The 25,028-nt window shown below is 66.9% G+C and carries 21 protein-coding genes; 13 read left to right on the top strand and 8 right to left on the bottom strand.

Annotated features, from left to right (window positions below):
* Positions 1-69: 69 nt before the first annotated feature.
* The 6 genes from ORK51_RS07185 to ORK51_RS07210 form a co-directional block, all read right to left on the bottom strand.
* Positions 70-2,916: a TIM-barrel domain-containing protein gene (locus ORK51_RS07185; RefSeq protein WP_266084633.1), complete on the bottom strand. Its 2,847-nt coding sequence runs from the start codon at positions 2,914-2,916 to the stop codon at positions 70-72.
* 46 nt (positions 2,917-2,962) lie between these two features.
* Positions 2,963-4,669, bottom strand: a complete 1,707-nt coding sequence (locus ORK51_RS07190) for a DUF5597 domain-containing protein (protein WP_266084634.1) — start codon at positions 4,667-4,669, stop codon at positions 2,963-2,965.
* Between the two features lie 17 nt (positions 4,670-4,686).
* Positions 4,687-6,594, bottom strand: a complete 1,908-nt coding sequence (locus tag ORK51_RS07195) for a sialate O-acetylesterase (protein ID WP_266084635.1) — start codon at positions 6,592-6,594, stop codon at positions 4,687-4,689.
* Positions 6,591-8,828: a cellulase gene (locus tag ORK51_RS07200; RefSeq protein ID WP_266084636.1), complete on the bottom strand. Its 2,238-nt coding sequence runs from the start codon at positions 8,826-8,828 to the stop codon at positions 6,591-6,593. The genes ORK51_RS07195 and ORK51_RS07200 overlap by 4 nt, the downstream gene beginning before the upstream one ends.
* A gap of 125 nt (positions 8,829-8,953) precedes the next feature.
* A complete protein-coding gene (locus tag ORK51_RS07205; protein WP_429000625.1) occupies positions 8,954-11,656 on the bottom strand; it encodes a TonB-dependent receptor in 2,703 nt (900 codons plus the stop codon).
* A gap of 260 nt (positions 11,657-11,916) precedes the next feature.
* On the bottom strand, positions 11,917-12,879 hold the full coding sequence (locus ORK51_RS07210) for a LysR substrate-binding domain-containing protein (protein WP_026069792.1): 963 nt from the start codon (positions 12,877-12,879) through the stop codon (positions 11,917-11,919).
* Between the two features lie 238 nt (positions 12,880-13,117).
* On the opposite strand from ORK51_RS07210, the gene ORK51_RS07215 reads away from it, so the two are divergent.
* The 6 genes from ORK51_RS07215 (at position 13,118) to fdxA (ending at position 17,812) form a co-directional block, all read left to right on the top strand.
* A complete protein-coding gene (locus tag ORK51_RS07215; protein WP_070427107.1) occupies positions 13,118-13,867 on the top strand; it encodes an SDR family oxidoreductase in 750 nt (249 codons plus the stop codon).
* 2 nt (positions 13,868-13,869) lie between these two features.
* Entirely contained in the window at positions 13,870-14,490 is a 621-nt protein-coding gene (locus ORK51_RS07220; protein WP_019183289.1) for a 2-dehydro-3-deoxy-6-phosphogalactonate aldolase, read from the top strand.
* Positions 14,487-15,635, top strand: a complete 1,149-nt coding sequence (dgoD, locus tag ORK51_RS07225) for a galactonate dehydratase (RefSeq protein ID WP_261997370.1) — start codon at positions 14,487-14,489, stop codon at positions 15,633-15,635. The genes ORK51_RS07220 and dgoD overlap by 4 nt, the downstream gene beginning before the upstream one ends.
* Positions 15,636-15,641: 6 nt before the next feature.
* On the top strand, positions 15,642-16,547 hold the full coding sequence (locus tag ORK51_RS07230; protein WP_266084637.1) for an SMP-30/gluconolactonase/LRE family protein: 906 nt from the start codon (positions 15,642-15,644) through the stop codon (positions 16,545-16,547).
* Positions 16,544-17,422 carry a 2-dehydro-3-deoxygalactonokinase gene (locus tag ORK51_RS07235; RefSeq protein ID WP_266084638.1) on the top strand — a complete coding sequence of 293 codons (879 nt, stop codon included), beginning with the start codon at positions 16,544-16,546 and terminating at the stop codon, positions 17,420-17,422. The genes ORK51_RS07230 and ORK51_RS07235 overlap by 4 nt, the downstream gene beginning before the upstream one ends.
* Before the next feature lie 66 nt (positions 17,423-17,488).
* Positions 17,489-17,812, top strand: a complete 324-nt coding sequence (gene fdxA, locus ORK51_RS07240; protein WP_019183294.1) for a ferredoxin FdxA — start codon at positions 17,489-17,491, stop codon at positions 17,810-17,812.
* A 93-nt stretch (positions 17,813-17,905) separates the two neighbouring features.
* Here the strand turns inward: fdxA and ORK51_RS07245 are convergent, their stop codons facing one another.
* Both ORK51_RS07245 and dapA read right to left on the bottom strand, forming a co-directional pair.
* Positions 17,906-18,430 carry a hypothetical protein gene (locus tag ORK51_RS07245; RefSeq protein WP_019183295.1) on the bottom strand — a complete coding sequence of 175 codons (525 nt, stop codon included), beginning with the start codon at positions 18,428-18,430 and terminating at the stop codon, positions 17,906-17,908.
* A 26-nt stretch (positions 18,431-18,456) separates the two neighbouring features.
* Positions 18,457-19,350 (bottom strand): 4-hydroxy-tetrahydrodipicolinate synthase, encoded by an 894-nt coding sequence (dapA, locus tag ORK51_RS07250; RefSeq protein ID WP_026069793.1) that lies wholly within the window; start codon positions 19,348-19,350, stop codon positions 18,457-18,459.
* A gap of 164 nt (positions 19,351-19,514) precedes the next feature.
* Here dapA and ORK51_RS07255 point away from each other — a divergent pair, with 164 nt between their 5' ends.
* The 7 genes from ORK51_RS07255 (at position 19,515) to ORK51_RS07285 (ending at position 25,006) form a co-directional block, all read left to right on the top strand.
* Positions 19,515-20,075: a glycine cleavage system transcriptional repressor gene (locus ORK51_RS07255; protein WP_019183297.1), complete on the top strand. Its 561-nt coding sequence runs from the start codon at positions 19,515-19,517 to the stop codon at positions 20,073-20,075.
* Positions 20,076-20,153: 78 nt separating this feature from the next.
* Entirely contained in the window at positions 20,154-20,633 is a 480-nt protein-coding gene (locus ORK51_RS07260) for a peroxiredoxin (RefSeq protein ID WP_019183298.1), read from the top strand.
* A gap of 81 nt (positions 20,634-20,714) precedes the next feature.
* Positions 20,715-22,112 carry a PhoH family protein gene (locus tag ORK51_RS07265; protein ID WP_019183299.1) on the top strand — a complete coding sequence of 466 codons (1,398 nt, stop codon included), beginning with the start codon at positions 20,715-20,717 and terminating at the stop codon, positions 22,110-22,112.
* Positions 22,109-22,615, top strand: coding sequence for a hypothetical protein (locus ORK51_RS07270; RefSeq protein ID WP_429000626.1), 507 nt, complete (start codon positions 22,109-22,111; stop codon positions 22,613-22,615). Before ORK51_RS07265 ends, ORK51_RS07270 begins: the two co-directional genes overlap by 4 nt.
* A gap of 30 nt (positions 22,616-22,645) precedes the next feature.
* Entirely contained in the window at positions 22,646-23,317 is a 672-nt protein-coding gene (locus tag ORK51_RS07275; RefSeq protein WP_019183301.1) for a YoaK family protein, read from the top strand.
* 43 nt (positions 23,318-23,360) lie between these two features.
* Complete coding sequence (thiD, locus tag ORK51_RS07280) at positions 23,361-24,170, top strand: bifunctional hydroxymethylpyrimidine kinase/phosphomethylpyrimidine kinase (RefSeq protein WP_019183302.1); 810 nt, start codon at positions 23,361-23,363, stop codon at positions 24,168-24,170.
* On the top strand, positions 24,167-25,006 hold the full coding sequence (locus ORK51_RS07285) for an alpha/beta hydrolase family protein (protein WP_266084639.1): 840 nt from the start codon (positions 24,167-24,169) through the stop codon (positions 25,004-25,006). The genes thiD and ORK51_RS07285 overlap by 4 nt, the downstream gene beginning before the upstream one ends.
* Positions 25,007-25,028: the final 22 nt, after the last annotated feature.

Here is a 25,028-nt window from a genome sequence, read left to right on the forward strand (position 1 = left end):
GCTGCCTGCTGCCACTTCAACGCCCTCCAAGGCGAAATGTCCACCGGTAGTCATCCGCATCGTAGGCGATCAGCGCGCGGCTGCCATCTTGCGCTGCGGCACGACCACCGCCTTGCCGTCGTAGCGCACGGTCTGGTCGATGGCCGGGGCCAGCGCACCGGCATCGGCACGTGGTCCGTCCACGAAGCGGACCTGGATCGTGCGCTGCGCCTGCATGCCCTTCCACTGGCCTTCGCGCTTGCCGATGCGCAGTTCGCGCGTGGCCTCGTTCCACTGCAGCGGGATGCGGCTGAACTGCCCCTTCTCATAGCCATAGCTGCGGCCGTCGTCCTCGTACAGCGAGAAGGTACCGTCCGCACCGGTGTAGACCACCACCGTCAGCGGTGCATCCGGCTGCTCATCCACGTACTGCTGCACCGGGCCGGTTGGAATGATCGCGCCCGCGCGCACGTACAGCGGGATGCGTTCCAGTGGCGCGGCGGCCTCGATGGTCTGGCCACCCGGCAGGCGCTGGCCGGTGTAGTAATCCAGCCAGGTGGTGCCGGCCGGCAGGTACACCTTGCGCGAGATCGCGCCGAACGTGGTGACCGGGGCGACCAGAAGCGACGGCCCGAACAGGTACTGGTCGTTGATGTCCCGGACCGCCGGATCCGACGGGAAATCCATCGGCAGGCCGCGCATGATGCTGCCGTCGCGGTGCCACGTGTCCGCGGCCAGGGTGTAGATGTAGGGCAGCAGCGTGTAACGCAGGCGGCTGTAGTACACCATGCTGTCGTAGTACGGCGTGCCTTCCGGCGCGATGTTCCAGATTTCGCGGAACGGGTACTGCCCATGCGAGCGGAACAACGGCACGAACGCACCGAACTGGAACCAGCGGGTGTTGAGTTCGCGCCACTCGGGCAGGTGCGCCGGATCCTCTTCGGAATACCGCTTCTCGGTGGAGAAGCCGCCGATGTCGAAGGTCCAGTTGGGCAGGCCGGACATGGCGGTATTCACGCCGGCCGAGACCTGCTCGAGCATGTCATCCCAGCGCGACACGATATCCCCGCTCCAGACCGCCACGGCGTTGCGCTGGGTGCCGGCATAGCCCTTGCGCGAGAGGATGAAGACACGCTGGCCATCGGCGGCGCGGTCCCCTTCATACACGCCCTGGGTGTGGGGCAGCGGATACGAATTGAAGAACTCGGTGGACGGGCCAAGCGCGGTCGGCGTGGTACGTGCCTTGCGCTCACCGATATCCAGGTTGGAGTGCACGTCCGGTTCGTCGGCGTCCATCCACCAGGCATCGAAGCCCTTGCTGTTCAACTTCTCGTTGATCTGGCGCCAGTAGATCTGCTGCGCCTTGGCCGCATACGGATCATAGAACGAGTTCTTGTAGCCCTTGCCGATCCAGTCCAGCTCGCCCACCTCGACGTTGCGCTGGTACATGAAGCCGGCCGCGTCCAGTTCCTTGTAGTTGGCCGTGGTCGGGTAGAACTTCGGCCACACCGAAATCATGACCTGCGCGTGCTGGTCATGGATGTGCTTGACCATGCCATCCGGATTGGGGAAGTGGGTGGGATCGAAGTCATGCGAGCCCCAGGCATCTTCGGGCCAGTACGACCAGTCCAGTACGATGTTGTCGATCGGCAGCTTGCGGCGGCGGTACTCGTCCAGTACGCCGAGGAGTTCATCCTGGCTCTTGTAACGCTCGCGGCTCTGCCAGAAGCCGTACGCCCACTTGGGCAGCATCACGGCCTTGCCGGTGAGTTCGCGGTAGCCGGCGATCACCTGATCGGCGTTGCCGCCGGCGACCACGTAGTAGTCGACCATCTGCCCGGCTTCGGACCACAGCGAGAGATCGGCCGCTTCGGCCTGCGGCAGCGGATCACGATGCAGCAGCGCGATGTAGCTGGGGTCGATCAGGTCCCACTCGACCTTGATCTGGTGGCGGGTGCCGGGCGTGAGTTCGAGCGCGAACTCGTGATGCCACGGGTTCCAGTTCTGGCGCCAGCGATCGATCACCAGCTTGCCGTCCACATACAGCTTGATGTATTCGCTGCCGTACAGGGAGAAGGTATGGCGACCGGCGGTCTTCGCCTCGATCGCGCCGTCCCAGACCACCTGCGAGCGCCCACCCTCAGCCGCGTTCCTGCCCTTGGCCGGGAACGCGGTGAGGTCCTTGATGTACTGGTAGTTCACCTCCGGCTCGCGGCGCTCGACGCGGGTCTTGCCATCGACGATGTAGCGGGCGGTCAAGGCGCCGGCCTGGCCCTTGGCATCGAACACCTGAAGGGAAGACTGCAGCGGCTGCAGCCCACGCGGGTCGCCCAGCCGGGTGATCGCATTGTTGTCCCAGAGCAGACCGTAATTGCGGCTGGAGACGATGAACGGCACCGCCATGTCGATGTTGCCCTGGAGCAGCTCGACGTCGCGCCCCTTCTGGTTCATCCAGCCCTGCTGGTGCTGGCCGAACCCGTAGATCGCCTCATCGCTGGGTGACTCGAAGCGCTGGCGCACGCTGTAGTACGCCTTGCCTTCCACGCTGAGCGGGCTGAAGCTGCGGCCACCGGCGCGCTCGGCCAGCAGCGGCTTGCCTTCGGCATCGCGGAAGCTGACATGGCCATCGGCTTCGGAGATCTCCGCGCTGATGCCGGCGGCAACCAGGCGCACGTTGCCACCGCCCTGCTCCACTGTGAAGCGCGGTTTCCCCTGCACGGGGACACGCATCAGGCTGGGAGTGCGCTTGAAGTCGCCATCCGGATCGGCGCTGACCCGCACGATGTTGTCGTCCACCAGTTCCAGCCGGACCTGGGCCGCGCCGGCCTGGGCCGGCACCACCACCACACCGTTGTCCAGCACGCGATGGCTCTGGGCCATCGCCGGTGACGCCAGCAATGCCAGCAGCGGCACGCTCAGTACGCTCATGTAACGCATTCAGTGCTCCCTTCTCATTCGTTGCGCGGGTGCGGGCACCCCCGGTTCAATACGTCGCCAGCGTGACCTTGAGCAGCTGCGGCGCAGTGGTGAAGTTCAAGCCGTAATCGGTCTGGTCGCCGTTCCAGTTGCGCTGGAACTGCCACTGGCCATCCTTGTAGAACCCCTCCTCGACACGATCGAGCACCATGTTCGCGGTGGCCTCTCCGGCCGGGTGCAGGGTGACCCGCGCGTGCTGGGCGGTGATCAGGAATTCGTCCGGGCCAAGTTCGGCGATCAGCGCACTGCCGATCGGCTCGGGATTGCCCGGCGGCTGGCCCTGGAACCAGAACTGCGGCACGCCATAGGTGACGGTGGCGCGCCAGCGCGCATTGAGCGGCACGTCCTGCACGGCCTGGCCGGCTTCTTCGGCCACGCCATGCAGCTTGCCTTCGGCCGAGGCCTTGGCGAACTGGCGCATGCCCAGGCTGACCAGCTGGAAGCCCGTGGCGAACGGCGCCAATGTTGCCTCGTCCACCTTCTTCGCGCCCAGCGGATAGTTGCTGTAGTGGCTGAAATCGATGCCGAACGTGGACCAGCCGATGCCGTCATGGCCCAGCGTCGGGAACAGGTAGCGTGCATACGGCGGCGCGTTGCCGGTCTCGGCGACGAACAGCGCGTTGTCCGGCCGCGCATAGCGCTCCAGCACCGTGGTGTACATGCGGTACTCGGGCATGTAGATGTCCGGGGCCAGGAAATCGATATGGGGCCCGGCGGCCTTCCACACATCGAGCACGTTGTCGGTCGGGCCGCCGCTGGCGTACTGGCCCGGCTGGCCGGGGTTGAACGGCCCGCGCAATGCGCCGTTGACGTACATCGGCAGCGGATACACCGCCTTGCCCGCTTCGGTGACCTGATCGATGAAGCGCCCGATCGACCAGGCATGGAAGAACTCATCGGCATCGGCACCGAACACCTGTGCCCAGGTGCCGGGTGACTTGCCGAGCTTGCGCAGCAGTTCGGCCGGCACCGGGCCGTCGAACAGTTGCTGCGCCATCGGCGAGAAATCGCGGACGCTGCCATAGGTGCCCGGCTCGTTCTCCGGCTGCACCATGATCACCGTGCGCTGTGGATCGGCCGCCTTGAGATGCTGCATGAAGGCAACGAAGGCCCTGCGATCCGCCTCCAGCGTGGCCGGGGCGTGCGGCGACAGCGACCCGATGCTGCGCCCGTCGCGGGTGATCACGCGGGGGAAGCGGGTGTTATCGGTCTTCACCCAGCGCGGTGCGTAGGCCGGGCCGTTGTTCTTCCAGGTGGCAAACCACAGCAGTACCAAGCGCACGTCATGTTCACGCGCCTGCTGGAGCAGCGTATCGACGAAGGAAAAATCAAACTTGCCCTCCTCCGGCTCGATCTGTTCCCAGGCGATCGGCACCTGCACCGTGTTGGCCCCGATGATCTTCACCGCCGGCCACACTGCCTCCAGCGCCGCCGCGTAGTTGCTGGAGTTGTTGACCTGCGCGCCCAGCACCAGGAAGGGCTCGCCATCCACCAGCAGCGCGTGCCTGCCATCCTTGCTGGTGAACTGCGGGATCGGCGCCTGCCTGGCGTCATCGTTCGTCGCCGGTTTGCCTGTCGCGGAAGGCTGTGCAGCCGCGGCGCCATCGGCCGGTGTCGGCGTCGGTGCCTGCTCACAGGCGGCCAGCAGACAAAGCAGGGCGGCCAGCAGCAGGCGGCGCGGGAACAGCGGAAGCGGGTATGTGGTCGGAGACATGCACGGGGTCCTTGTGGTCACCAGGTATCGCTGCGGAACGGCGACGCCGGCAGCTGTTGTGAATTGATCAGGTTGGCGTCGGCCGGGTTCTCGCGCCAGGCATAGCGCACTGCCACCGGCGTGGCGACCGCCTCGCTGTGGACAATCACGCGATCACCATCGATTCGCGCCTGTGCAGGGTAAAACCGGCGGTCGGCACCGGCCACGGTGAAGCCCTGTACCTGCATTCCACCGCCGCGCACCGCCAGCGCACTGCCCATCGGATCGAAGGTGATGACGGCCTGGCCGCGATCGAAGCGAACGGCGCGCTGCACCGGGCCGCTGTACGTCAGCGTTTCGCCATACGCCGCGTGCCGGGCGGCCAGCGCCAGGCGTGCGCCGACATCGCGCTTGTTGCGTGGATGGATATCCGTCGCATTACCCAGGTCGATGCTCACCACCTGTGCGGTATGCGGCAGCGACAGCGCCGCCGACTGCGACTCGCGCAGCAACGCCCACGGGCTCTGCTCACCGTGATCGGCGCCCGCGCCGAAGCTGGCCAGCTGCACCCAGACGAACGGCAGCGCCGGTGCGTTCCAGTCCTGCCGCCACTGCTGGATCAAGGCTTTGAACTGATCCCGGTAGGCCAGCGCTCCGGCATCGGTGGCATTGCTCTCGCCCTGGTACCAGATCACCCCCTTGATCGGGAAAGGCGGCAACGGGTGGATCATGCGGTTGTACAGCAGCGTCGGGGTCTGGTTCTTGTCATCGTCCAGGGCGACCGTCACCTTGCCGGGACGGAAACGCCAGCCTTGCAGCGGCACCTGGCTGCCATCGGCCAGGCGCACGAACAGCTCGGCCGCCTCACCGTGGATACCACCGCCACCGCCCAGGTCCTCGACCCGCACCGCAACCACGTTGCGGCCGGCCTGCAGTTGGCCGGCGGGCAGCGGATACACACGCGGTGTGTTCCAGGCCATCGTCGTCGCGCCGACCTGCACGCCATTGACGAAGGTGCGGTCCGAATCATCGATCCGCCCGACTCCGAGGCTGCCGGCCTGCGCAGCCTGCGCCGCGCTCAAGGTGAACTCGGCACGGTACCAGCCGATCCCGTCCATGCCGGCATAGCCGCCGGTTTCCCATAGCCCCGGGAGCGCGGCGGCTTCCCAGTCGCGGTCGTCGAACCGGGCTGCGGCCCACTGCGGCTGCTCGTCAAAGGTGTGCCACTGCGCAAGGCGTTGGCGCACCTTGGCCAGGGTGCGTGCATCCGTCTCGCGTTGCGCCTGCATGCGCGTGGCCAGCGCGTCTGCATCAATGTCCTGCAGCGCGGCGGGCATCCAGGCTTCAATGGTGCTGCCGCCCCAACTGCTGTCGATGATCCCGATCGGTACCCCGGCGTGCTGCCGCAGGTCGCGCGCGAAGTAGTACGCGACCGCGGAGAAGCTGCCCGCGTTGGCGCGGGACGCCGGCAGCCAGCGGCCACCGGCCAGTGCCGTCTCCGGCTGCCCGGACCAGGATTTGGGAATCTTGAAATGACGCAGCTGCGCGTCGCTCGCAGCGGCGACGGCCGCCGCCGCGTCCTGCGTATCGTGCAGCGGCCATTCCATGTTGGACTGGCCGCTGGCCAGCCAGACATCGCCGAACAGGACATCGCGCACCTGCAGCGCGCGCCCGTCGCCCGTGATCTCCAGCTGGAATGGGCCACCGGCCGCGTGCGGCGGCAGCACGACCTTCCAGCTACCGTCCGTACCGACCGTGGTACTGGCACGTTCGCCGTCGATACCGACCTGCAGGCGTGCGCCGGGCGTGGCCGTACCCCACACCGGCAGCGGCTGGTCACGCTGCAGCACCATGCCGTCGGCGAACATCCGCGGCAGGACCGGCTCGGCCTGCACGGTCGCGGTGAACATCGACAGCGATACCGCCAGCGCACACGCTCGTTTCATTGTGGATCTCCATAGACGATGCCGCGCCCACCGGTGGCGAAGTAGACGCGCCCATGCAGGCGCGGATCCCCGGTGACGCGTTGAATCTGACCGAACTGGTGCGCGGCGTCATCGATGCGCAGCCACCGGGCACCGCCGTCATCGGAACGGAAGAGCCCATGGACGCCCTCGACGGTGCCCGCAACGAACACGCTGGCAACGTCACGACCCGGGGCACCCTTGCCGACGCCGAGGCTGTGAACCGCCTCCACCCCCGCCACGCGCTGCAGATCACCAGCGCGCCAGCGCAGCAGCCCCTGCGGACCGGCACCGACATACACCAGCCCACCCTGCTGTGGATCGGCGCGCAGCTCGGCCGTCAGCACCGGGGCCGGCGCCAGGCGTACGCGGTCGGCGACGAACGAGGCGCCGCCGTCGTCGCTGCGCAGCAACGCGCCGCTGGCGGCGTCGTACCCATACCAGTGCGCAGGCGAGCGGGTGTCCGCGACCACCACGGCAGTGTTGGGCAGGCCGCGCACGGCCTGCCAATGCCGGCCGTGGTCATCGGTGTACCAATGGCTGCCGCGCAGCGTGTGCCACAGCACCCGGCCGCCATCGCTGCCGATGCGGATGCGGCCCGCACCCTCGCCGTCCGGCGGTTCGCTGACGAACGCCTGCCACGTACGCCCACCATCGTTCGACCAGGCCGCACGGACCTCGTCATGCAGGCGATGGCGCACGGTGCCGCTGCGCACCACATGGGAAGGTGACTGCGCGGCAGCGTCGATGCTCTCGCTGTTGGTCAGGCGCGGACCGGCGTACTGCAGCGGCGACACGCCCAGGTCATCGTGCCGAAAGCCATCGATGTCGCCGAGTGCGCTGAGCAGGTGTGCGCCCTGCCCCGGGCTGACCAGGTCCAGCGGGACCGTTTCTTCCAACCCATCATTCTGGAACCACCACTGCACGGGCTGGCCGTGATCGGCCGCGCGGACATCGCGGCTCGCCCACAGGCCGTAGCCGGTGACGAACAGCACCCGGCGCGGATCGAACGGATCGATCTGCACATCGGCGATCCAGTGCGGGGAGGCGTGCGCGGTCCATGGCGCGTTGCCGTGGTCGAACCTCGCGCCCGCGATGACCGGGGTCCAGCTGCGACCGCCATCGGTACTGCGGAAGATATCGTCGTGCGGTCCGAAACGGTTGAAGGTGCTGGCCATCACCACGTCCGGGTTGCCGGCCTCCACCGCGACCGCGCCCCAGCCGAAGCCATCGCCCTGGGTGTCGCTGGATTGCGGCACCGGGCTGATGTCCTGCCACCGAGCCTGCTTGATGTCGAAACGCCACAGCGCCCCGTTGCCCATGCGGTCCGGGCCGGGCAGATCCGCATAGGCGATGTAGAGGCGGCCGTCGCTGCCCTGCGCCATGCGGGTGGGACGCAGACCGGTCGGTTGCCCGGGCAGCGGCTGCCAGGCGCGTCCACCATCCGTGGAGCGGAAAATCGCCGGGCCCATCGTCGTCGATACGCCAGCGTAGATCACTGGTGTAGGGCTGCCAGCGCGGCCGCTGCGCGCATCGAACTGCACGAACACGATGCCGATCTGCTGGCTGCCGTTCCAGGCCGGCGCGCTGGCCTGCGCGCTGCGCGCGATCGCCGGGAAGGTCGTCACTTCCTGCCAGTGCGCACCATGGTCGTCACTGCGCCACAGGCCATTGCTGCGTGAGCCGAGCAGGAGAATGCCGCCTTGATGGGGGTCCACGGCCAGTCGCTCACCATTGCCGCGCGAAAGCTCGTTGCCACCGAGTTTGAAGGGAAGATCAGTGCGCGCGAACGTGGCCCCCCGGTCGGACGAACGCAGGATCGCGCCATTGCCCACGCGGGGGTTGGTATAGGTGCCTGCGGCCAGATAGACACGCTGCGGGTCGCGCGGGTCCACGGCCAGGCTTTCGATACCGGTGAGATTGGCATCGTCACGACCGAGCCAGTCGGTCAACGCGCTCCAGCGGCCGGTGGCCTGATCCCAACGGTAGGCACCGCCGACATCGGTGCGCGCGTACAGCAGGTCCGGTTCGGCCGGATGGAAGACCAGCCCGGTCACGAAGCCACCACCACCGATGGCCACGTTGCGCCACTGGTAGGGCGCCGCGGTGGCGAGAACCGGAAACACGGCCAGCAGCAGCACCAGCCACCCTGCCCGGCAGTGACGCGGGCGGACCGATGCGCGCACGGTCCAGATCAGCCAATCGGCGGGGGTCATGCACGGGCCTCCCGGTGGAGCGGCATGCGGCCCGATGGCCACACGCCTGGAACAGAAGCTGCGGTCCTCCCTGCTTCGTGCTGGGGAGGTGCCACGAAGCAGGAAGGCCCGCAGACGGTCACGCGTTACAGGCTGGCGCGCAGGGTGATGCCGTAGCGACGATCGTTGATCACGAAGTCGCGGTAGCGCGTGGTGTAGCCCAGGTAGCTTTCGTTGCGGGTATCGAGCAGGTTCATGCCGTCCAGCGACACCGACCACACCTCGTTGATGTTGAACCGCAGCGAGGCGTCCAGCTGGCCAAAGCCCTTGTTGTAGACAGGCAGGTTGCCGGTGCCGTTGCCGGCCGTGGTGATCAGCCAGTCGCTGCGCCAGTTGTAGGCCACGCGCGCCTGGAAGCGCGGGACTTCATAGCTGAGGATGACGTTGTAGCTGTTCTTGGACAGCCCCTCCAGCGGCACCACCAACTGGCTGCCATTGGTATCGGTGGCATTCGGGCTGGGCGCCTTGGAGTCGACATAGGTGTAGTTGGTCTGCAGGCCGAAATGGCTCATCCAGCCCGGCAGGAAGTCGAAGAACTGGGTGTAGCCCACCTCCACGCCCTTGATCTTGCCGTCATCGCCATTCACCGGGCGGGTGATCTCCCAGTTCTCGCCGGCGTAGACCTCGTTGAACACCGCGTTGGCAATGAACCCATCGACCTTTTTGTAGAAGGCGGTGCCGTACATCATCGAGCCTTGCCCGAAGTACCACTCCAGCGAGGTATCGAACTGGGTAGCCTCCATCGGCTTGAGGTTGGGATTGCCGGCCGAACCGGTGCGCCGGGTCACGCCCCCCCCGGCATCGGCCGCGCTCAGGCTCAGGTTCGGGTTGAGCTTGTCGAAGCCCGGCCGCGAAATGCCCTTGGAGGCGGCAAAGCGCAGCTGCAGCTGGTCGGTGAACATCCAGCGCAGGTTGAGGCTGGGCAGCACATCGGTGTAGGACTGCTCGACATTGACCGGCAGCAGGCCACCGCCTTCGATGTCGGTGCCGGTGCGCACGCCGTCGGAGGTCACCTCGGTGCGCACCACGCGCACGCCGATGTTGCCATCGAACGGGACGCCCCAGTCATCCGCACCGAAGCGAAGGACGCCGTACGCGGCGTAGGTCTTTTCGCGCTGGTTGTTGATGTTGTTCGGCGAGAATTCCAGCGGATCGGCACCGAACGCGGCCAGGGTCTGCTCGTAATTCTCCACCGCGGCATCGGAGGCACTCAGGGTGGGGCCGAAGGTATAGCTCTTGCCACGGAAGAAATCGGTGATCGGGTTCGGCACCAGGCCCACGTTCGGGAAGTCGGCGAACGGCGCGCCGAGCCACATGAAGCGCCACACGTTGCCCTGGTTCTCGGCCTTGCGATCGGTGTAACGCACGCCGGCCTTGAAGCTGCGGGCGAAGCCATCGTCGAACGCCAGATCCATGTCCGAACGCCAGGCGAACTCTGTGCCCTTGTTGTCGTCCTTGTTGTCCAGATGGAATTTCCAGCCGACGTAATTGGCCGGATCGGTCAGATACCCCTGGTTGCCCGCGGCATCGGTCACGGCCAGGTACGGCAGGTCGCCGCTCAGGTCGATCGTGTAGAAGGGCGTGGCGTTCATGCCGGTGCCCACGATGTAGCGCGTGCCCTTGGTGGTGGCATCGACGTACTGGAAATCGGTGCTCAAGGTCAGGTTCGGGGTCACCGTCCACTTGGCGCCCAACGAGTAGTCGGTGGTGATCGACTTGCGCTGGGTGAGGCTGGTGTTGGAATCGGCCGGGGTGTTCTGGAACACGCCGCTGACCAGTTCGTTGCGGTCGTTGACCACGATATCGCGCGCGCCCTGCATGGCATCGCCGCCGCTGTAGGCGAAGAAGGAATAGTCCTGCCAGCGGAAATCGTAGTCCGAGCGCAGCACCTGCGCCTGCACCTCGATGTCATCGCGCGGGCGCCACTGCAGCGCCACCGCGCCGGTGCGGCGCTTGCGCTCACCCACGGTGGTATTGACGCCGGCACCATGCGGGACGAATACCTCGGTCCCTTCGAAGCCGGGCAGGTCCGTCTGCGAATACCAGGGCTCCAGCGAGATCGTGTCCTGGCGGAACGGGCTGGTCTGCTGCGAGTAGTTCACCAGCAGGCCGACTTCGCCGATACCGGTCTGCCAGCGGTCGCTGAACATGCCCGAGAACGCGGGCTTGCTGTCATCGGCCAGATCGTAATGGTTGTACTGCAGGCTGCCGGCGATTTTGCGGCCCTCGTAATCGAAGGGCAGCCGCGTACGCAGGTCGACGGTGCCACCAAGGCCACCTTCGATCATTTCCGCCGACGGATTCTTGTAGACATTGACGCCACCGAGCAGCTCGGCCGATACATCCTCGAAGCTCAGGCCGCGACCGTCATTGGCGGTGAAGATGTCACGCCCGTTGAGCTCGGTGCGCACCTGGGTCAGGCCACGGATGGCGATCGTGCTGCCCTCGCCGTAGTTGCGGGTGATCTGGATACCGGAGATGCGCTGCAGTGCCTCGGCGACGTTGTTGTCGGGCAGCTTGCCGATGTCCTCGGCCACGATCGAATCCACGATCTGCTCGGCATTCTGTTTGATCTGCTGGGCACGGGTCACGCTGCTGCGGGTGCCGGTCACCTGGACGGTGTCCAGCTGGGTCGCCGCGGTGGTGTCCTGGATATCACTCTGTTGCGCCATGGCCTGGCCGGCAACCAGCATCGAAACGCAGACCGCCAGCGCGCGGCGGCGCACAGCGGTGGGGGTGCGTGCAGGCACGGACGCGCCTGTCGCCCCACGGCAACAACGTACTGACATGATGTTTCCCTCCCAGGACACATGTGCTGACGGTGGACAGCGCTGCGAAGGCGGCGCTGCCTGTAACAATCAGGTTTTAAGGTGACCCCGACACCGGTGGAACCGACCCGGGGATCATCGCGGCCACCCTCGTGAGGGGTGGTAGCTGGCGGGCAGCTTAGGCAGCGGGAGCCATTCCATGCCAATAAAATATTGGGCCGGATGTATTCCTTCGGAGAATACCATTCACGGTGCCTATACCAGCAGGGGCCCCGCCCGTGTCAGCCGCTCCCGCGGAGCCCCGGATACAGCCAGCGCGCGGTGGTACGCAGGGCCAACAGCATGCGTTCGGCGGCGGGCGGCAGCACGTGGCCGCGCCGGTAGATGATCCCGAACGATTCCATGCGGACGCCCACATCGATCGGCAGCACGGTCAGCAGCTTGGCCTGGATGTAGGGCGCCACCGATTCCACCGGCAGCGCGGCGAGCAGATCGCTGCCGCGCAGCAGGCTGGTCATCACCGGCAATGAACTGGTCTCGATGATGTTCTGCGGGATCGGCAGGCCCTGCTCCAGGAACAGCGCGTCCAGCCGCGCGCGCAGCACGCTGTCGGCCGGGGGCAGGATCCAGCCATGCCGGGCCAGATCGGCATGGTGCAGATCATCGCGGTTGGCCAGCGGATGGCCGGCACGGGCGATCACCGAATGCGGTTCATCGGCCAGCGCTTCGAAGGCCAGGTCCGCCGCACCCTCCGGCCCGAGGATCCGGCCGATCACCAGGTCCAGCTGGCCGTCCAGCAGACGGGCCACCAGGGGCCGGCTGTAGTCCATCTCGACCCGGATCAGGATGTCCGGGAACTCGCGCTTCACCTCGGCGATCGCCTGTGGCACCAGGTTGGTGCCCGGGTTGACCACGGTGCCGATCGACACCTGGCCCCGATGCCCGCTGCGCAGCGCGGCGATCTCCTCCGTGGCCCGCCCGATCTCGGACATTGCCGAGCGTGCGCGCCGGATCAGCACGTGGCCGTACCAGGTCGGCTCCACGCCGCGGGCATGGCGCTCGAACAGTTTCACCCCGAGCATGTCTTCCATCTCCGCCAGCAGCTTGGACGCGGCCGGCTGGGTCATGGCGGCGGCCTCGGCCGCGCGCAGGACCGAACCATGTTCATGCAGGTGCAGCAACAACATCAAATGCCGGGTCTTGAGCCGGGAGGCATTTGTCCAGGGGCCAGGCGCGGTCGTCATCACACATCCGTTCTGCGTTGATCGCCGCATTGAATCACGGTATTCGACGGGGGAATAGATATCCCGAAAAATTTCATTTGATAAGAATACCTTCGCACGCAACCCTGATCGTATGGTTGCGCCGCCGCCGGCTGCCAGCCCGCCAGCGCCCCCCGCGCCCGCCGATTCCTGGAGCCTGCTTTGTCCGTCCCCGCTTTGTCGTACCGTCTGCCGTTGGCTCCCCTGGACACACTGTTCGATGAGTAAACGACTGCAGGACAAGATCGCGCTGGTGACCGGCGCGGCCAGCGGCATCGGTGCGGCCACCGCCGCGCTGTTCGCCGAGCACGGCGCCCGGGTGATCGGACTGGATCTCAATCCACCGCATGCCGTGGATGCCCGGATCGACCACCGCCTGGCCGACATCACCGATGCCGCCGCCGTGGGTGCCCTGGTAGAGGCCATCCGCGCCGAGCACGGCCGCGTGGACGTACTGGTCAACAATGCCGGGGCCGATGTCTTCGCCGACCCGCTGCAGCTGGAAGACGCACAGTGGGAGCGCTGCCTGGACCTCAACCTCAAAGGTGCCTGGAACGTGTGCCGCGCAGTGCTGCCGGCGATGCTGGCGCAGCAGGCCGGTTCCATCGTCAACATCGCCTCGGTACATGGCCACCGCATCATCCCGCACGCCTTCCCCTACCCGGTCGCCAAGCATGGGCTGATCGGGCTGAGCAAAGCGCTGGGCATCGAGTATGCGGCGCAGGGCATCCGGGTGAACTCGATTTCGCCGGGGCTGATCCTGGTGCCGCGGATCGAAGCCTGGTTCGCCAACAGCGCCGACCCGGCCGCCACGCGCCACGCGCAGGAGCAGCTGCTGCCCTGCAAGCGCATCGGCGAGCCCGGCGAGGTGGCGCATACCGCGCTGTTCCTGGCCAGTGACGAAGCCCGCTTCATCAATGCCACCGACATCCTGATCGACGGTGGCCGTTCCCAGCTTTACCACGAGTAATCATGACCGCACCGACCTTCCATCTGCCGCTTGTCGCGATCCTGCGCGGCATCACCCCCGAAGACACCCTCGCTCACGTCGGCGCACTGGTGGATGCCGGCTTCGATGCGATCGAAGTCCCGCTGAACTCGCCACGCTGGGAAGACAGCATCGCCGGCGCGCAGCGCGCGTTCGGTGCACAGGCCTGGATCGGGGGCGGCACCGTGCTGCGCGAACAGCAGGTGGACGCATTGGTGGAGATCGGCGCACGCTTCATCGTCACCCCCAACACGCGGCCGGCGCTGATCCGCCACGCGGTGGATCGCGGCCTGCAGGTGATGGCCGGGTTCGCCACCGCCAGCGAGGCATTCGATGCGATCGATGCCGGTGCGCAGATGCTCAAGCTGTTCCCTGCGGCCACCTATGGCCCGGGCCACGTGCGCGCCCTGCGCTCGGTATTGCCGCGCGAGCTGCCGTTGTACGTGGTCGGCGGCGTGACCCCGGACTCCCTCGCCAGCTACCTTGCCGCCGGTGCGGTCGGTGCCGGGATCGGGGGCGATCTCTATCAACCCGCCCAGCCGCTGCAGCGTACCCGCGAGCAGGCCCAGGCGTTCCTCCAGGCCTACCGGACTACGCACGGATGAAGATCACCCGACTGGTTACCTATCACGCCGCACCGCGTTGGCTGTTCCTGAAGATCGAGACCGACGAGGGCATCGTCGGCTGGGGCGAACCGGTGATCGAAGGCCGCGCACGCACGGTGGACGCCGCCGTGCATGAGCTGTCGGCGTATCTGATCGGCAAGGACCCGACCCGGATCAACGACCTGTGGCAGACGATGTACCGCGGCGGCTTCTACCGCGGCGGCGCGATCCTGATGAGCGCCATCGCCGGCATCGACCAGGCGCTGTGGGACATCAAGGGCAAGGCGCTCGGCGTGCCGGTCTACCAGTTGCTGGGGGGCCTGGTGCGCGATCGGATGAAGACCTACCGCTGGGTGGGCGGCGACCGGCCGGCCGATCTGGTCGAGCAGGTACATCGGTACCGCGCGCTCGGCTTTGATACGTTCAAGTTCAACGGCACTGAAGAGATGCAGCTGCTGGACAGCCCCCGCCGCGTGGATGCCGCCATCGCCAAGGTCGCCGCGCTGCGCGATGCATTCGGCGACAGCATCGATTTCGGCGTGGATTTCCATGGCCGGGTGGGCGCACCGATGGCCCGGGTCCTGCTCAAGGAACTGGAGCCATACCGGCCACTGTTCGTTGAAGAGCCGGTCCTTCCGGAGCAGGCCGAGTACTACCCGCGCCTGGCCGCGGCCACCTCGATTCCACTGGCGGCCGGTGAGCGCATGTACTCGCGCTTCGAATTCAAGCAGGTCCTCGCCAACGGCGGTCTGTCGTTGCTGCAACCGGATCTCTCGCATGCCGGTGGCCTCACCGAGTGCCTGAAGATCGCGGCGATGGCCGAAGCCTACGATGTCGCGCTCGCGCCGCACTGCCCGCTGGGCCCGGTCGCGCTCGCGGCCTGCCTGCAGTTGGATTTCGTCTCGCACAACGCGGTGCTGCAGGAACAGAGCATCGGCATCCACTACAACCAGGGCGCCGATCTGCTCGATTACGTGTTGAACAAGGATGACTTCCACTGCGACCATGGCAGCATCGCCGCCCTGCCCAAACCCGGGCTGGGCGTGGAAATCGATGAGGAGCGCCTGCGCCATGCCCATGAAAACCCGCCTGACTGGCGCAACCCGATCTGGCGCCACAGCGACGGCTCCGTTGCCGAATGGTGAGTGGCGATGAGCGTTGAGCTGGCCCCGGCCACGCTGGTGGTGGACAGCCGCTGCACCCATGGCGAAGGCGTGCTCTGGTGCGAACAGCGGCAGAGCGTGTTGTGGATCGACATCGCCGAGCGCCGGCTGTGGGAGCACCACCCCGCGCGCGGCACCCACCGCTACTGGGTGCTGCCTGACCGCCCCGGCTGCATCGGCCTGTTCGACGACGGCACCTTGCTGGTGGCGTTGGTCAGCTCGCTGCACCGCGCAGATCTTGCCAGCGCCACCGACGACACCCTGCCCCTGCAGTGGCTTGCCGATGTGGAGCCCTACAAGCCCTATACCCGCAGCAATGATGGCCGCGCCGATCGTCACGGCAATTTCGTGTTCGGCACCATGAACGAGCACCCCGAGCGCGCTGCCGATGGCCGCTTCTACCAGTACTCCACCCGCCACGGCCTGCGCGAGCTGCCGCTGCCGGGCATCGTGATTTCCAATGCGATCAGCTTCAGCCTGGATGGCCGCACGATGTACTGGTGCGACTCGGTATCGCCGCGGATCATGGCCTGCGATTACGACCCCGAGCAAGCCAGCACCCGCAACGTGCGCGAATTCACCGCCCTGGCCGATACGGCGGCCGAACCGGATGGCTCGGCCGTCGATGCGGCCGGACGGGTCTGGAACGCGCAATGGCGCGCGCGCCAGGTCAGCTGCTATGCACCCGATGGCACCCTGTTGCAGGTCCAGCCGGTGCCGGTCAAACACCCCACCTGCGTGGCCTTCGGCGGCAATGACCTGCGTACCTTGTACGTGATCAGCTCGCGGCTGGACCACACGCCGGAGGAATTGGCCGCAAGCACGCACGCCGGCAGCCTGTTCAGCGCGCGCCAGGCGCAGCCTGGCCTGCCCGAGAGCCGGATCCGCGGATGATCGCCGTTGACTGGGGCAGCAGCAGCCTGCGCGGCTACCGGCTGGACCAGCACGGTGCCACCCTTGAGCAGCGCGCCAGTGCGCGCGGAATACTGCACTGCGATGGCAACTACGCCGACGTGCTGGCCGGGCTGGTCGATGGCTGGCCGGACAGCACGATCCTGCTCAGCGGGATGATCGGCAGCCGCAATGGCTGGATCGAGCAGGCCTACCTGCCCTGCCCGGCCGGGCTGGCCGATCTCGCCGCAGCGCTGCAGTTGCATCACGATGCACGGCTGCCTGGCCGTGATCTCTGGTTCGTGCCTGGCGTGGCCGTCCAGGGCGCGGGCGGGACGCCGGATGTGATGCGCGGCGAAGAAACCCAATTGTTCGGCCTGGACACCCGCGCAGGCCACGCCCATGTCTGCCTGCCTGGTACGCACAGCAAGTGGGCAACGCTGCACGATGGGGCGATCACCGGTTTTGCGACCGCCATGACCGGCGAGGTGTTCGCGCTGCTGCGCCAGCACAGCCTGCTCGGCCGCCTGATGGACGACGGCGATGGTTTGGATGCCATCGCCTTCGCCCAAGGCGTGCAGCGCAGCGGCGATGCCGATGGCCTGCTGCACCACCTGTTCGGCGTGCGTGCGTTGGGCCTGTTCGAGCGACTCGCGCCTTCGGCCGCCCCCTCCTATCTCTCCGGTCTGTTGCTCGGCCATGAAATCCGCGACCTGGCCGCGCCCGGGGCCGAGGTGCACCTGGTGGGCAGTTCCACGCTGACCACGCGCTATGCCCACGCGCTGAAGGTGCTCCACAGGACCCCCGTCGATGCACCTGAAAGCCTTGCGGCGCGGGGCCTGTACCGTCTTGCACGGCAGCGCGGCCTGCTCGGCTGAGCGCACGGCCCCAGCATTCAGGCACAACCTGTTCTAGAATTGGTCGGCTTAACGCCGGATTTCCCCATGCCTTTCGTCGTCACTGAAAACTGCATCAAGTGCAAACACACCGATTGCGTGGAAGTGTGCCCCGTGGATTGCTTCCACGAAGGCCCCAACTTCCTGGTGATCGACCCGGATGAGTGCATCGACTGCACCCTGTGCGAACCGGAGTGCCCGGTCAACGCGATCTTCCCCGAAGACGACGTGCCCGCCGGGCAGGAAGTGTTCGTCGCCCTGAACGCCGAACTGGCCCAGGCCTGGCCGGTGCTCACCGTGCGCAAGGACCCGCCTGCCGACGCCGGCGAATGGGACGGCAAGCCGGACAAGCTGAAGCTGCTGGAACGCTGAGCCTTCCGGCGCTGGCAGCAACAAAAAGGGCGCCGAGGGCGCCCTTTTCGTTTCTCTGACCCGCAGCTTCGGTAGTGCCGGCCGCTGGCGCTTTTACGGAGCCAGCTTCGCCTTCAGCTCACCCAGCAGCTTGGTCGGTGCGGCAGCGGTCGCCGGCAGGCCACGCGGATCCACGGCCGACACATAGGCGCCGGCATCGACGGCCACCACGCGGACCAGGAAGTCGCTGCCTTCGAAGGCCACGTCATAGGAACCCAGCAGCTGTGCCTTGCTGGCGATCTTCACGCCTTCAACGGACTCCAGCGCGGTGCCGACCTTGGCGAACACCTCTTCCTTGGTGCCCGGCACGGTGAACCCGGCATTGTTGGCCGGTGCCTGGGTCGAGGACGGCGCCGGACGCGCAGACTGCGAGGCCAGCGTGGAGCTGGTGGCGGCGGTGGCGGCGGCCTGGCCGGCCGGGACGTTCAGATCCGGCGGCACTTCCAGCGGACGCACTTCCGGGGCCAGGGCGTAGTCGCCCTTGGCACCGCGCTTGAAGCAACCGGTGGTGCCGACGAGGGTGGCGGTAGCCAGGATCGCGAAGGACAGCACGCGGATGGCGGAAACGGATTGACGCATGGGAATCTCCTGGGTGACCACTGTGGTCAGTGGTTGGATAGTGCTTCCAGCGCACCGATATCGGTGGCCAGGTGTTCGGCAGCGGCGTGATGGGCCGCAGACAGGGGCAGCAGCGGCAGGCGCAGGCCGTCACCAATGCCGATCCGGCGCAGCAGGTCCTTCACCGGGATCGGGTTGGACTCCACGCCGCAGAATTCATGGAAGGGCTCCAGACGGGCATCCCACGACTCGGTCGCCTCGCGCTCACCGGCCGCTGCCAGGTCGCACATCCGCCGGTAGGCACCCGGCAAGGCGTTGGAACCGACCGAGATCAGGCCGTCCACGCCGGACAGGATCGAGCGCGCGGCCGTGCCGTCGTCGCCACTGAGGATGGCGAAATCCGGCGAACGCAGGGCCAGCAGGGCATGCACGCGGCCGATATCGCCCACCGCTTCCTTGATGCCGACGATGTTCGGGTGGCTGGCCAGCTCGGCTACGGTCGCGGGCAACATGTCGCAGCCGGTGCGGCCGGGCACGTTGTACAGGATGACCGGCAGGCCGCCCTGGTCGGCCACCGCGCGATAATGCGCGATCAGGCCTTCCTGGGTGGGGCGCACGTACGGCGGGGTCACCACCAGCGCGTGCGTGGCGCCATTGGCGGCCGCCCGGCGGGTCTGCTCGATCGTTTTGGCCGTCCCGGACAGGCCGGTGCCGGCCAATACCGGGATGCGCCCGGCGACGGTTTTGACCGCACTGCGCAGCAACTGGTCGTATTCGTCGTCGGACAGGGCCGCGGCTTCACCGGTCGAACCGGCCACCACCACCCCGTGAACACCACCCTCCAGTTGCAGATGCAGCAGGCGCTGCCAACCGTCGGGATCCAATGCGCCGTTCGCCTGGAAGGGCGTCGCCAGCGCGGTGATGAGACCGGAAAGGGACAAGGACATCGTGCTCGGAAGAAAGGGGGCACCGTGCCTGCGCAAACGCCGGCCAGATGTACGTTGCATGTTACTTGCGGGTCGAAAGCGCGGGCAAGTATGCTGGACTCCGGCGAACGTGCCGTCGTCCGGCCGTTCAGACTCACCTTGCATCACCCGGAACCATCTTGACCGACACCACGCCGCGGCCTGCGCCGACCGAAAACCACCTCCTGATCAACGCCTATACGACGCATCCGGAGTCCCCCCTGCTGCCTGTGACCCGGCGTATCGCCGACAGTGGCTGCAATCTGGTCGATGCCCGCCTGGCCACGGTCGGCCGCGACGTCTCCGTCACCGCGCTGGCCACCGGCTCGTGGGACTCGGTGGCCAAGCTGGAGGCGATGCTGACCCGGCTGGAGCGTGAGGAAGGCCTGAAGCTGGTCTGGTACCGCACCGGTGCCAAGCAGGCGCAGTCCAACCTGCTGCCCTACATCGTGGAAGTGATCGCCGCCGACAAGCCGGGGATCCTGTTCCAGCTGGCCGATTTCTTCGACCGCCAGGGCATCACCATCGAAAACCTGCAGAGCACGCGTTACCGCGCGATGCAGACCGGTGCGGAAATGTTCTCCGCGCAGGTCACGATCGGTGTGCCGGCCAACATGCACATCGCCGCGCTGCGCGATGATTTCCTCGAGTTCTGCGATCACCTCAACCTCGATGCGATCATGGACCCGATGAAGTTCTGATGTTTCGCGCGCTCGTCACGGGCGCGCGGGGTTTCATGCAGTTGTAGTAGATCTACCCCAGGATCCGGAAAGGAACCCATGAACGACGGCGACACCCTGGACAGCACCACCCTCGCACTGCCGCTGGCCTTGTCCGGCGGCGAGACCACCACCCTCGGCGATCTGGCCGGCCAGTGGCTGGTACTGTACTTCTACCCCAAGGACAGCACCCCGGGCTGCACCACCGAGGGCATCGATTTCAACGCACTGCTCCCGCAGTTCACCCAGGCCGGCGCCCGCGTGTTCGGCGTTTCCCGCGATTCGGTCAAATCCCACGACAACTTCTGCGCCAAGCAGGGCTTCGCCTTCCCGCTGATCAGCGATGGCGATGAAGCACTGTGCACCGCGTTCGACGTGATCAAGCTGAAGAACATGTACGGCAAGCAGGTGCGCGGCATCGAGCGCAGCACCTTCCTCATTTCGCCGGACAGTCGTATCGTGCAGGCGTGGCGCAAGGTCAAAGTGGCCGGCCACGCAGACACCGTCCTTGAAGCCCTGAAGGCCGCGAAAACCCAGTGACCACCCCGGCACCCCCAATGGCCATCACCCTGCCCCGCAGGTCGTGATGGCTTGTCCCTGTTCTGCCACCAGGAATTGACGATGACCCGAGGCAAGCGCATCTACGTACTGGATACCAACGTGCTCATGCACGATCCGACCGCGCTGTTCAAGTTCGAGGAGCATGATGTCTACCTGCCGATGCAGGTGATCGAAGAGCTGGACAACGGCAAGAAGGGCACCACCGAGGCCAGCCGCAACGCGCGCCAGGTCAGCCGTTTCCTCAATGAACTGGTGCAGGCTTCGGGCCTGGAGAACCTGGCCGACGGCATTCCACTGCAGCGCCCGAACGGGCTGCAGCTGCGCGGCAAGCAGAGCGTGGGCCTGCTGCGCTTCCAGACCAGCCACTTCGACGCCGGCAAGAGCTTCGGCGCGGTCATTCCCGATAACGCCATCCTCGGCGCGATCCTGGCCCTGAAGGAGCAGGTGCCGGAGATTCCGGTGGTGTTCGTTTCCAAGGACATCAACCTGCGGATCAAGGCGGCCATTGCCGGCATCGTCTCCGAAGACTACGAAAACGACCGCGCGCTCGACGATTTCAGCCTGCTCTACACCGGTGCCACCGAGCTGCCGGAAGACTTCTGGAAGAAGCATACCGACAACCTGCGCAGCTGGAGCGACAAGGGACGCACCAGTTACGAAATCATCGCCAGCGAAGACGAGAACTGGCATCCCAACCAGTACGCCTACCTGCCCGGCGATGATGAAGTCGAACTGCGCGTGGCCAAGGTAGACGGTGAGAAGATCACGCTGTCGCTGGTCAACGATTTCCGCCATGGCAGCCACGCGGTCTGGGGCATCAGCGCGCGCAACCGCGAGCAGAACTTCGCGCTCAACGCGCTGATGGACCCGGAGATCGATTTCGTCACCCTGCTCGGCACCGCCGGTACCGGCAAGACGCTGCTCGCGCTGGCCGCCGGCCTGGCCCAGACCATGGACCAGCAGCGCTACCGCGAGATCATCATGACCCGCGCCACGGTCAGCGTTGGCGAGGACATCGGCTTCCTGCCCGGTACCGAGGAAGAAAAGATGACGCCGTGGATGGGCGCGCTGACCGACAACCTGGAAGTGCTAACGCATACCCAGGAAGGCGGCGCGTGGGGCCGGGCGGCGACCAACGACCTGATCGCCAGCCGGATCAAGATCCGCTCGCTGAACTTCATGCGTGGCCGCACCTTCCTGTCGCGTTATCTGATCCTGGATGAAGCGCAGAACCTCACTCCCAAGCAGATGAAGACCCTGATCACCCGTGCCGGCCCCGGCACCAAGATCGTGTGCCTGGGCAACGTGGAACAGATCGATACCCCGTACCTGACCGAGACCACCTCGGGCCTGACCTACGCGGTGGATCGCTTCAAGAACTGGCCGCACAGCGCGCACATCACGCTGCGCCGTGGCGAGCGTTCGCGCCTGGCCGATTACGCTTCGGAGGTGTTGTGAGCCGCTTCCTGTCCCGTGCGGTCCTGCCGCTGGCGCTTGCTGCGCTGGCGGCCGCCTGCACGCCTGCCAATACACGGCCGGGCGCCAGCGTCCCGACCGCGGTCAAGACCGGCCAGTCCTGGGTGGTGACGCGACCGGTCGTCGCCGCCCAGGTCCTGGATACCTGCTCACGCTCCAGCCCCGGCCGCGAGCCGGGGCGCGTCACCGGCTACTGGGCCCCCAGCCGCCAACAGGTCGAACAGCTGGAAGCCCAGTTGCCGTCGCTGGAGGCGCAGGTGCCCAAGGCGGCCGATTTCGACCGCCAATACGTGGGCATCGAAATGGACGGCCGCCAGCTGATCTATCTCAACGCCTTCCATCTGCCCGACGATGCCGATATCGACCCGGCGCGCGATGCCATCCGGGTCTGCGATGGCGGCGCGCAGTTCTGGGGCGCTCTGTTCGATCCGGCCAGCGGCAGTTTCTCGGATGTGCAGTTCAACGGCCCGCCTGCGGGCCGTTGATCGTGCCGTGACCCCGACCACACGCGCCGGATGAGCATCCGGCTGCCCACCTGGGTCTGGATCGGCGCGATCGCGCTGTCCTGCGTGGCCGGAATGGTCAACGTGGTCGGCTTCCTCGGCTTCGAGCACCAGGCGGTCAGCCACATGACCGGCACCACCAGCCAGCTCGGCATGGCGCTGGCCCAGCGCGACTGGCGCGTGGTCGGGCATCTGTGGGGACTGCTGATCGCCTTCTGCGTGGGTGCCACGCTCAGCGGCGTGATCATCCAGGACAGCGGCCTGCAGCTGGGCCGCCGCTATGGCGTGGTGCTGGCGCTGGAATCGCTGTTGCTGCTGATCGCGATCCCGCTGTTCAAACAGCAGCAGATCTGGGGCGCGCTCGCGGCGGCGATGGCCTGCGGCCTGCAGAACGCGATGGCGACCACGTTCAGCGGGGCGGTGGTGCGCACCACCCATCTCAGCGGCATGTTCACCGACCTGGGCATCGGCCTGGGTCACCTGCTGCGCGGCCTGCCACTGCCGATCCGGCGGCTGACCCTGAGCGGCCTGATCGTCAGCGGTTTCCTGGCTGGCGGCGTGATCGGCGCCGGGTTGTTCCTGCGCTTCGGTTATGACGCGCTGCTGGCGCCTGCCCTGCTGACCGGCGGCACCGGGCTGGGCTACGTGCTGTACCGGCAGTGGGCGCTGCTGCGGGCGCGCTGACGGCGCGGCAGCAATACGGCGGCAAACATTGCACAATCCAGGCATGACGCCTTCCAGCCCCGTTTCCGCCCTGACCATCGCCGGCTCCGATTCCGGCGGTGGCGCAGGCATCCAGGCCGACCTGAAGGCCTTCGCCGCCCATCGCGTACATGGCCTTTCGGCGATTGCCGCGCTGACCGCACAGAACACCCGCGGCGTCACCGCCGTGCACGTGCCGCCACTGGAGTTCCTGCAGGCGCAGATCGACGCCTGCTTCGCCGATTTCGATATCCATGCGGTGAAGCTGGGCATGCTCGCCAATGCCGAGGTGATCGGCCTGGTGGCCGACGCGCTGGAAAAGCACCGCCCGCCGCATGTCGTGCTGGATCCGGTGATGGTCGCCACCAGCGGTGCCAAACTGCTTGAAGACGCCGCCCTGGAGGCCATGCGCACGCGCCTGGTTCCACTGGCCACGCTGCTCACGCCCAACACGCCGGAAGCCGAGCTGCTGCTCGGCCGCCGCATTGTCACCGCCGAAGACGCCGAAGATGCCGCCGACGCGCTGCTCGAGCTGGGTGCCGGCGCGGTACTGCTCAAGGGCGGCCATCTGGATGAAGGCAGCCGCGTGATCGATCGCTACTTCGACGGCGTCACCCGCGACGAGTTCATCCACGCCCGGTTGCCGGTGGATGCGCACGGCACCGGCTGCACGTTGGCCTCGGCGATCGCCGCGCAGCTGTGCCAGGGGTTGTCGTTGCCGAACGCCTGCGAAGCGGCCATCGACTACGTCGCGCGTGGCCTGCAGAGCGGTTACTACCCGGGCCGCAGCGAGGTGCTGGTGATCGACCACTTCGGCGCGGCACGCCCGGCATGATCGACGCCTCTCCCCTGCCCGTGCAGACCGGCGATGGCCATCGCTTCGAACTGCTGGCACGCGTGCCCACGCAGCCACGCGCACGCCTGCTGTGGCTGCCGGCGCTGGGCGTGGCCGCGCGCCACTACCTGCCCTACGCCGATGCGCTCGCGGCGCGTGGCATCGCGGTGTACCTGCATGAGTGGCGCGGCAACGGCAGCAGCCGCCTGCGGCCGTCGCGCACGCAGGATTGGGGGTATCGCGAGATCCTCGAACACGACCTGCCGGCCAGCCTGGCCCAGATGCCCGAAGACGCGGTAACGCCCCTGATCATCGGCGGCCACAGCCTCGGCGGTCAGCTGGCCTGCTGCTTCGGCGGGTTGCACCCGCAGCGCTTCGCACGGGTGTGGCTGGTCGCCAGCGGCACGCCGTACTGGCGCACCTTCCCCGCCCCGCGCGGCTGGGCGCTGCCGCTGGTGTACCGCTTCCTGCCCTGGCTGGCCCAGCGCCAAGGGGTCCTGCACGGCAAGAAGCTCGGCTTCGGCGGCACGGAAGCGCGCGGCCTGATCCGCGACTGGTCACGCGTGGGCCTCAACAACCACTATGCGGCGGCGGGCATGGCGACCGATCTGGAGGCCGGCATGCGCACCCTGCAGGGCCAGGCCACTGCCGTGGTGATGGATCACGACTGGCTGGCACCGCCTTCCTCGATGCAGGCCCTGCTGGCCAAGATGCCCGGCATGCGTGCGCAGCTCAGCGTGTTGAGTGCGCAGGCGCTGGGCACGCGTGCCGATCACTTCGCCTGGATGAAAACGCCGGAAGCCGTGGTGGAGCGCCTTTTTCATTCATTTGAATGAAGACCTTCACAAAAACCGTTGA

The organism is Stenotrophomonas sp. RIT-551 (assembly GCF_026241915.1).
In the GTDB taxonomy this organism is placed as follows: domain Bacteria; phylum Pseudomonadota; class Gammaproteobacteria; order Xanthomonadales; family Xanthomonadaceae; genus Stenotrophomonas; species Stenotrophomonas bentonitica_A.

What these genes read in the sequence shown, in the direction of transcription:
- ORK51_RS07285 (WP_266084639.1), top strand. Translation starts at nt 24,167, where the DNA reads ATGATCGACGCCTCTCCCCTGCCCGTGCAGACCGGCGATGGCCATCGC.
- dgoD (WP_261997370.1), top strand. Translation starts at nt 14,487, where the DNA reads ATGAAGATCACCCGACTGGTTACCTATCACGCCGCACCGCGTTGGCTG.
- ORK51_RS07185 (WP_266084633.1), bottom strand. Translation starts at nt 2,916, where the DNA reads ATGCGTTACATGAGCGTACTGAGCGTGCCGCTGCTGGCATTGCTGGCG.
- ORK51_RS07260 (WP_019183298.1), top strand. Translation starts at nt 20,154, where the DNA reads ATGAACGACGGCGACACCCTGGACAGCACCACCCTCGCACTGCCGCTG.
- ORK51_RS07230 (WP_266084637.1), top strand. Translation starts at nt 15,642, where the DNA reads ATGAGCGTTGAGCTGGCCCCGGCCACGCTGGTGGTGGACAGCCGCTGC.
- ORK51_RS07275 (WP_019183301.1), top strand. Translation starts at nt 22,646, where the DNA reads ATGAGCATCCGGCTGCCCACCTGGGTCTGGATCGGCGCGATCGCGCTG.
- ORK51_RS07235 (WP_266084638.1), top strand. Translation starts at nt 16,544, where the DNA reads ATGATCGCCGTTGACTGGGGCAGCAGCAGCCTGCGCGGCTACCGGCTG.
- ORK51_RS07190 (WP_266084634.1), bottom strand. Translation starts at nt 4,669, where the DNA reads ATGTCTCCGACCACATACCCGCTTCCGCTGTTCCCGCGCCGCCTGCTG.
- ORK51_RS07215 (WP_070427107.1), top strand. Translation starts at nt 13,118, where the DNA reads ATGAGTAAACGACTGCAGGACAAGATCGCGCTGGTGACCGGCGCGGCC.
- ORK51_RS07205 (WP_429000625.1), bottom strand. Translation starts at nt 11,656, where the DNA reads ATGTCAGTACGTTGTTGCCGTGGGGCGACAGGCGCGTCCGTGCCTGCA.
- ORK51_RS07195 (WP_266084635.1), bottom strand. Translation starts at nt 6,594, where the DNA reads ATGAAACGAGCGTGTGCGCTGGCGGTATCGCTGTCGATGTTCACCGCG.
- thiD (WP_019183302.1), top strand. Translation starts at nt 23,361, where the DNA reads ATGACGCCTTCCAGCCCCGTTTCCGCCCTGACCATCGCCGGCTCCGAT.
- ORK51_RS07210 (WP_026069792.1), bottom strand. Translation starts at nt 12,879, where the DNA reads ATGACGACCGCGCCTGGCCCCTGGACAAATGCCTCCCGGCTCAAGACC.
- ORK51_RS07220 (WP_019183289.1), top strand. Translation starts at nt 13,870, where the DNA reads ATGACCGCACCGACCTTCCATCTGCCGCTTGTCGCGATCCTGCGCGGC.
- ORK51_RS07200 (WP_266084636.1), bottom strand. Translation starts at nt 8,828, where the DNA reads ATGACCCCCGCCGATTGGCTGATCTGGACCGTGCGCGCATCGGTCCGC.
- ORK51_RS07245 (WP_019183295.1), bottom strand. Translation starts at nt 18,430, where the DNA reads ATGCGTCAATCCGTTTCCGCCATCCGCGTGCTGTCCTTCGCGATCCTG.
- fdxA (WP_019183294.1), top strand. Translation starts at nt 17,489, where the DNA reads ATGCCTTTCGTCGTCACTGAAAACTGCATCAAGTGCAAACACACCGAT.
- ORK51_RS07265 (WP_019183299.1), top strand. Translation starts at nt 20,715, where the DNA reads ATGACCCGAGGCAAGCGCATCTACGTACTGGATACCAACGTGCTCATG.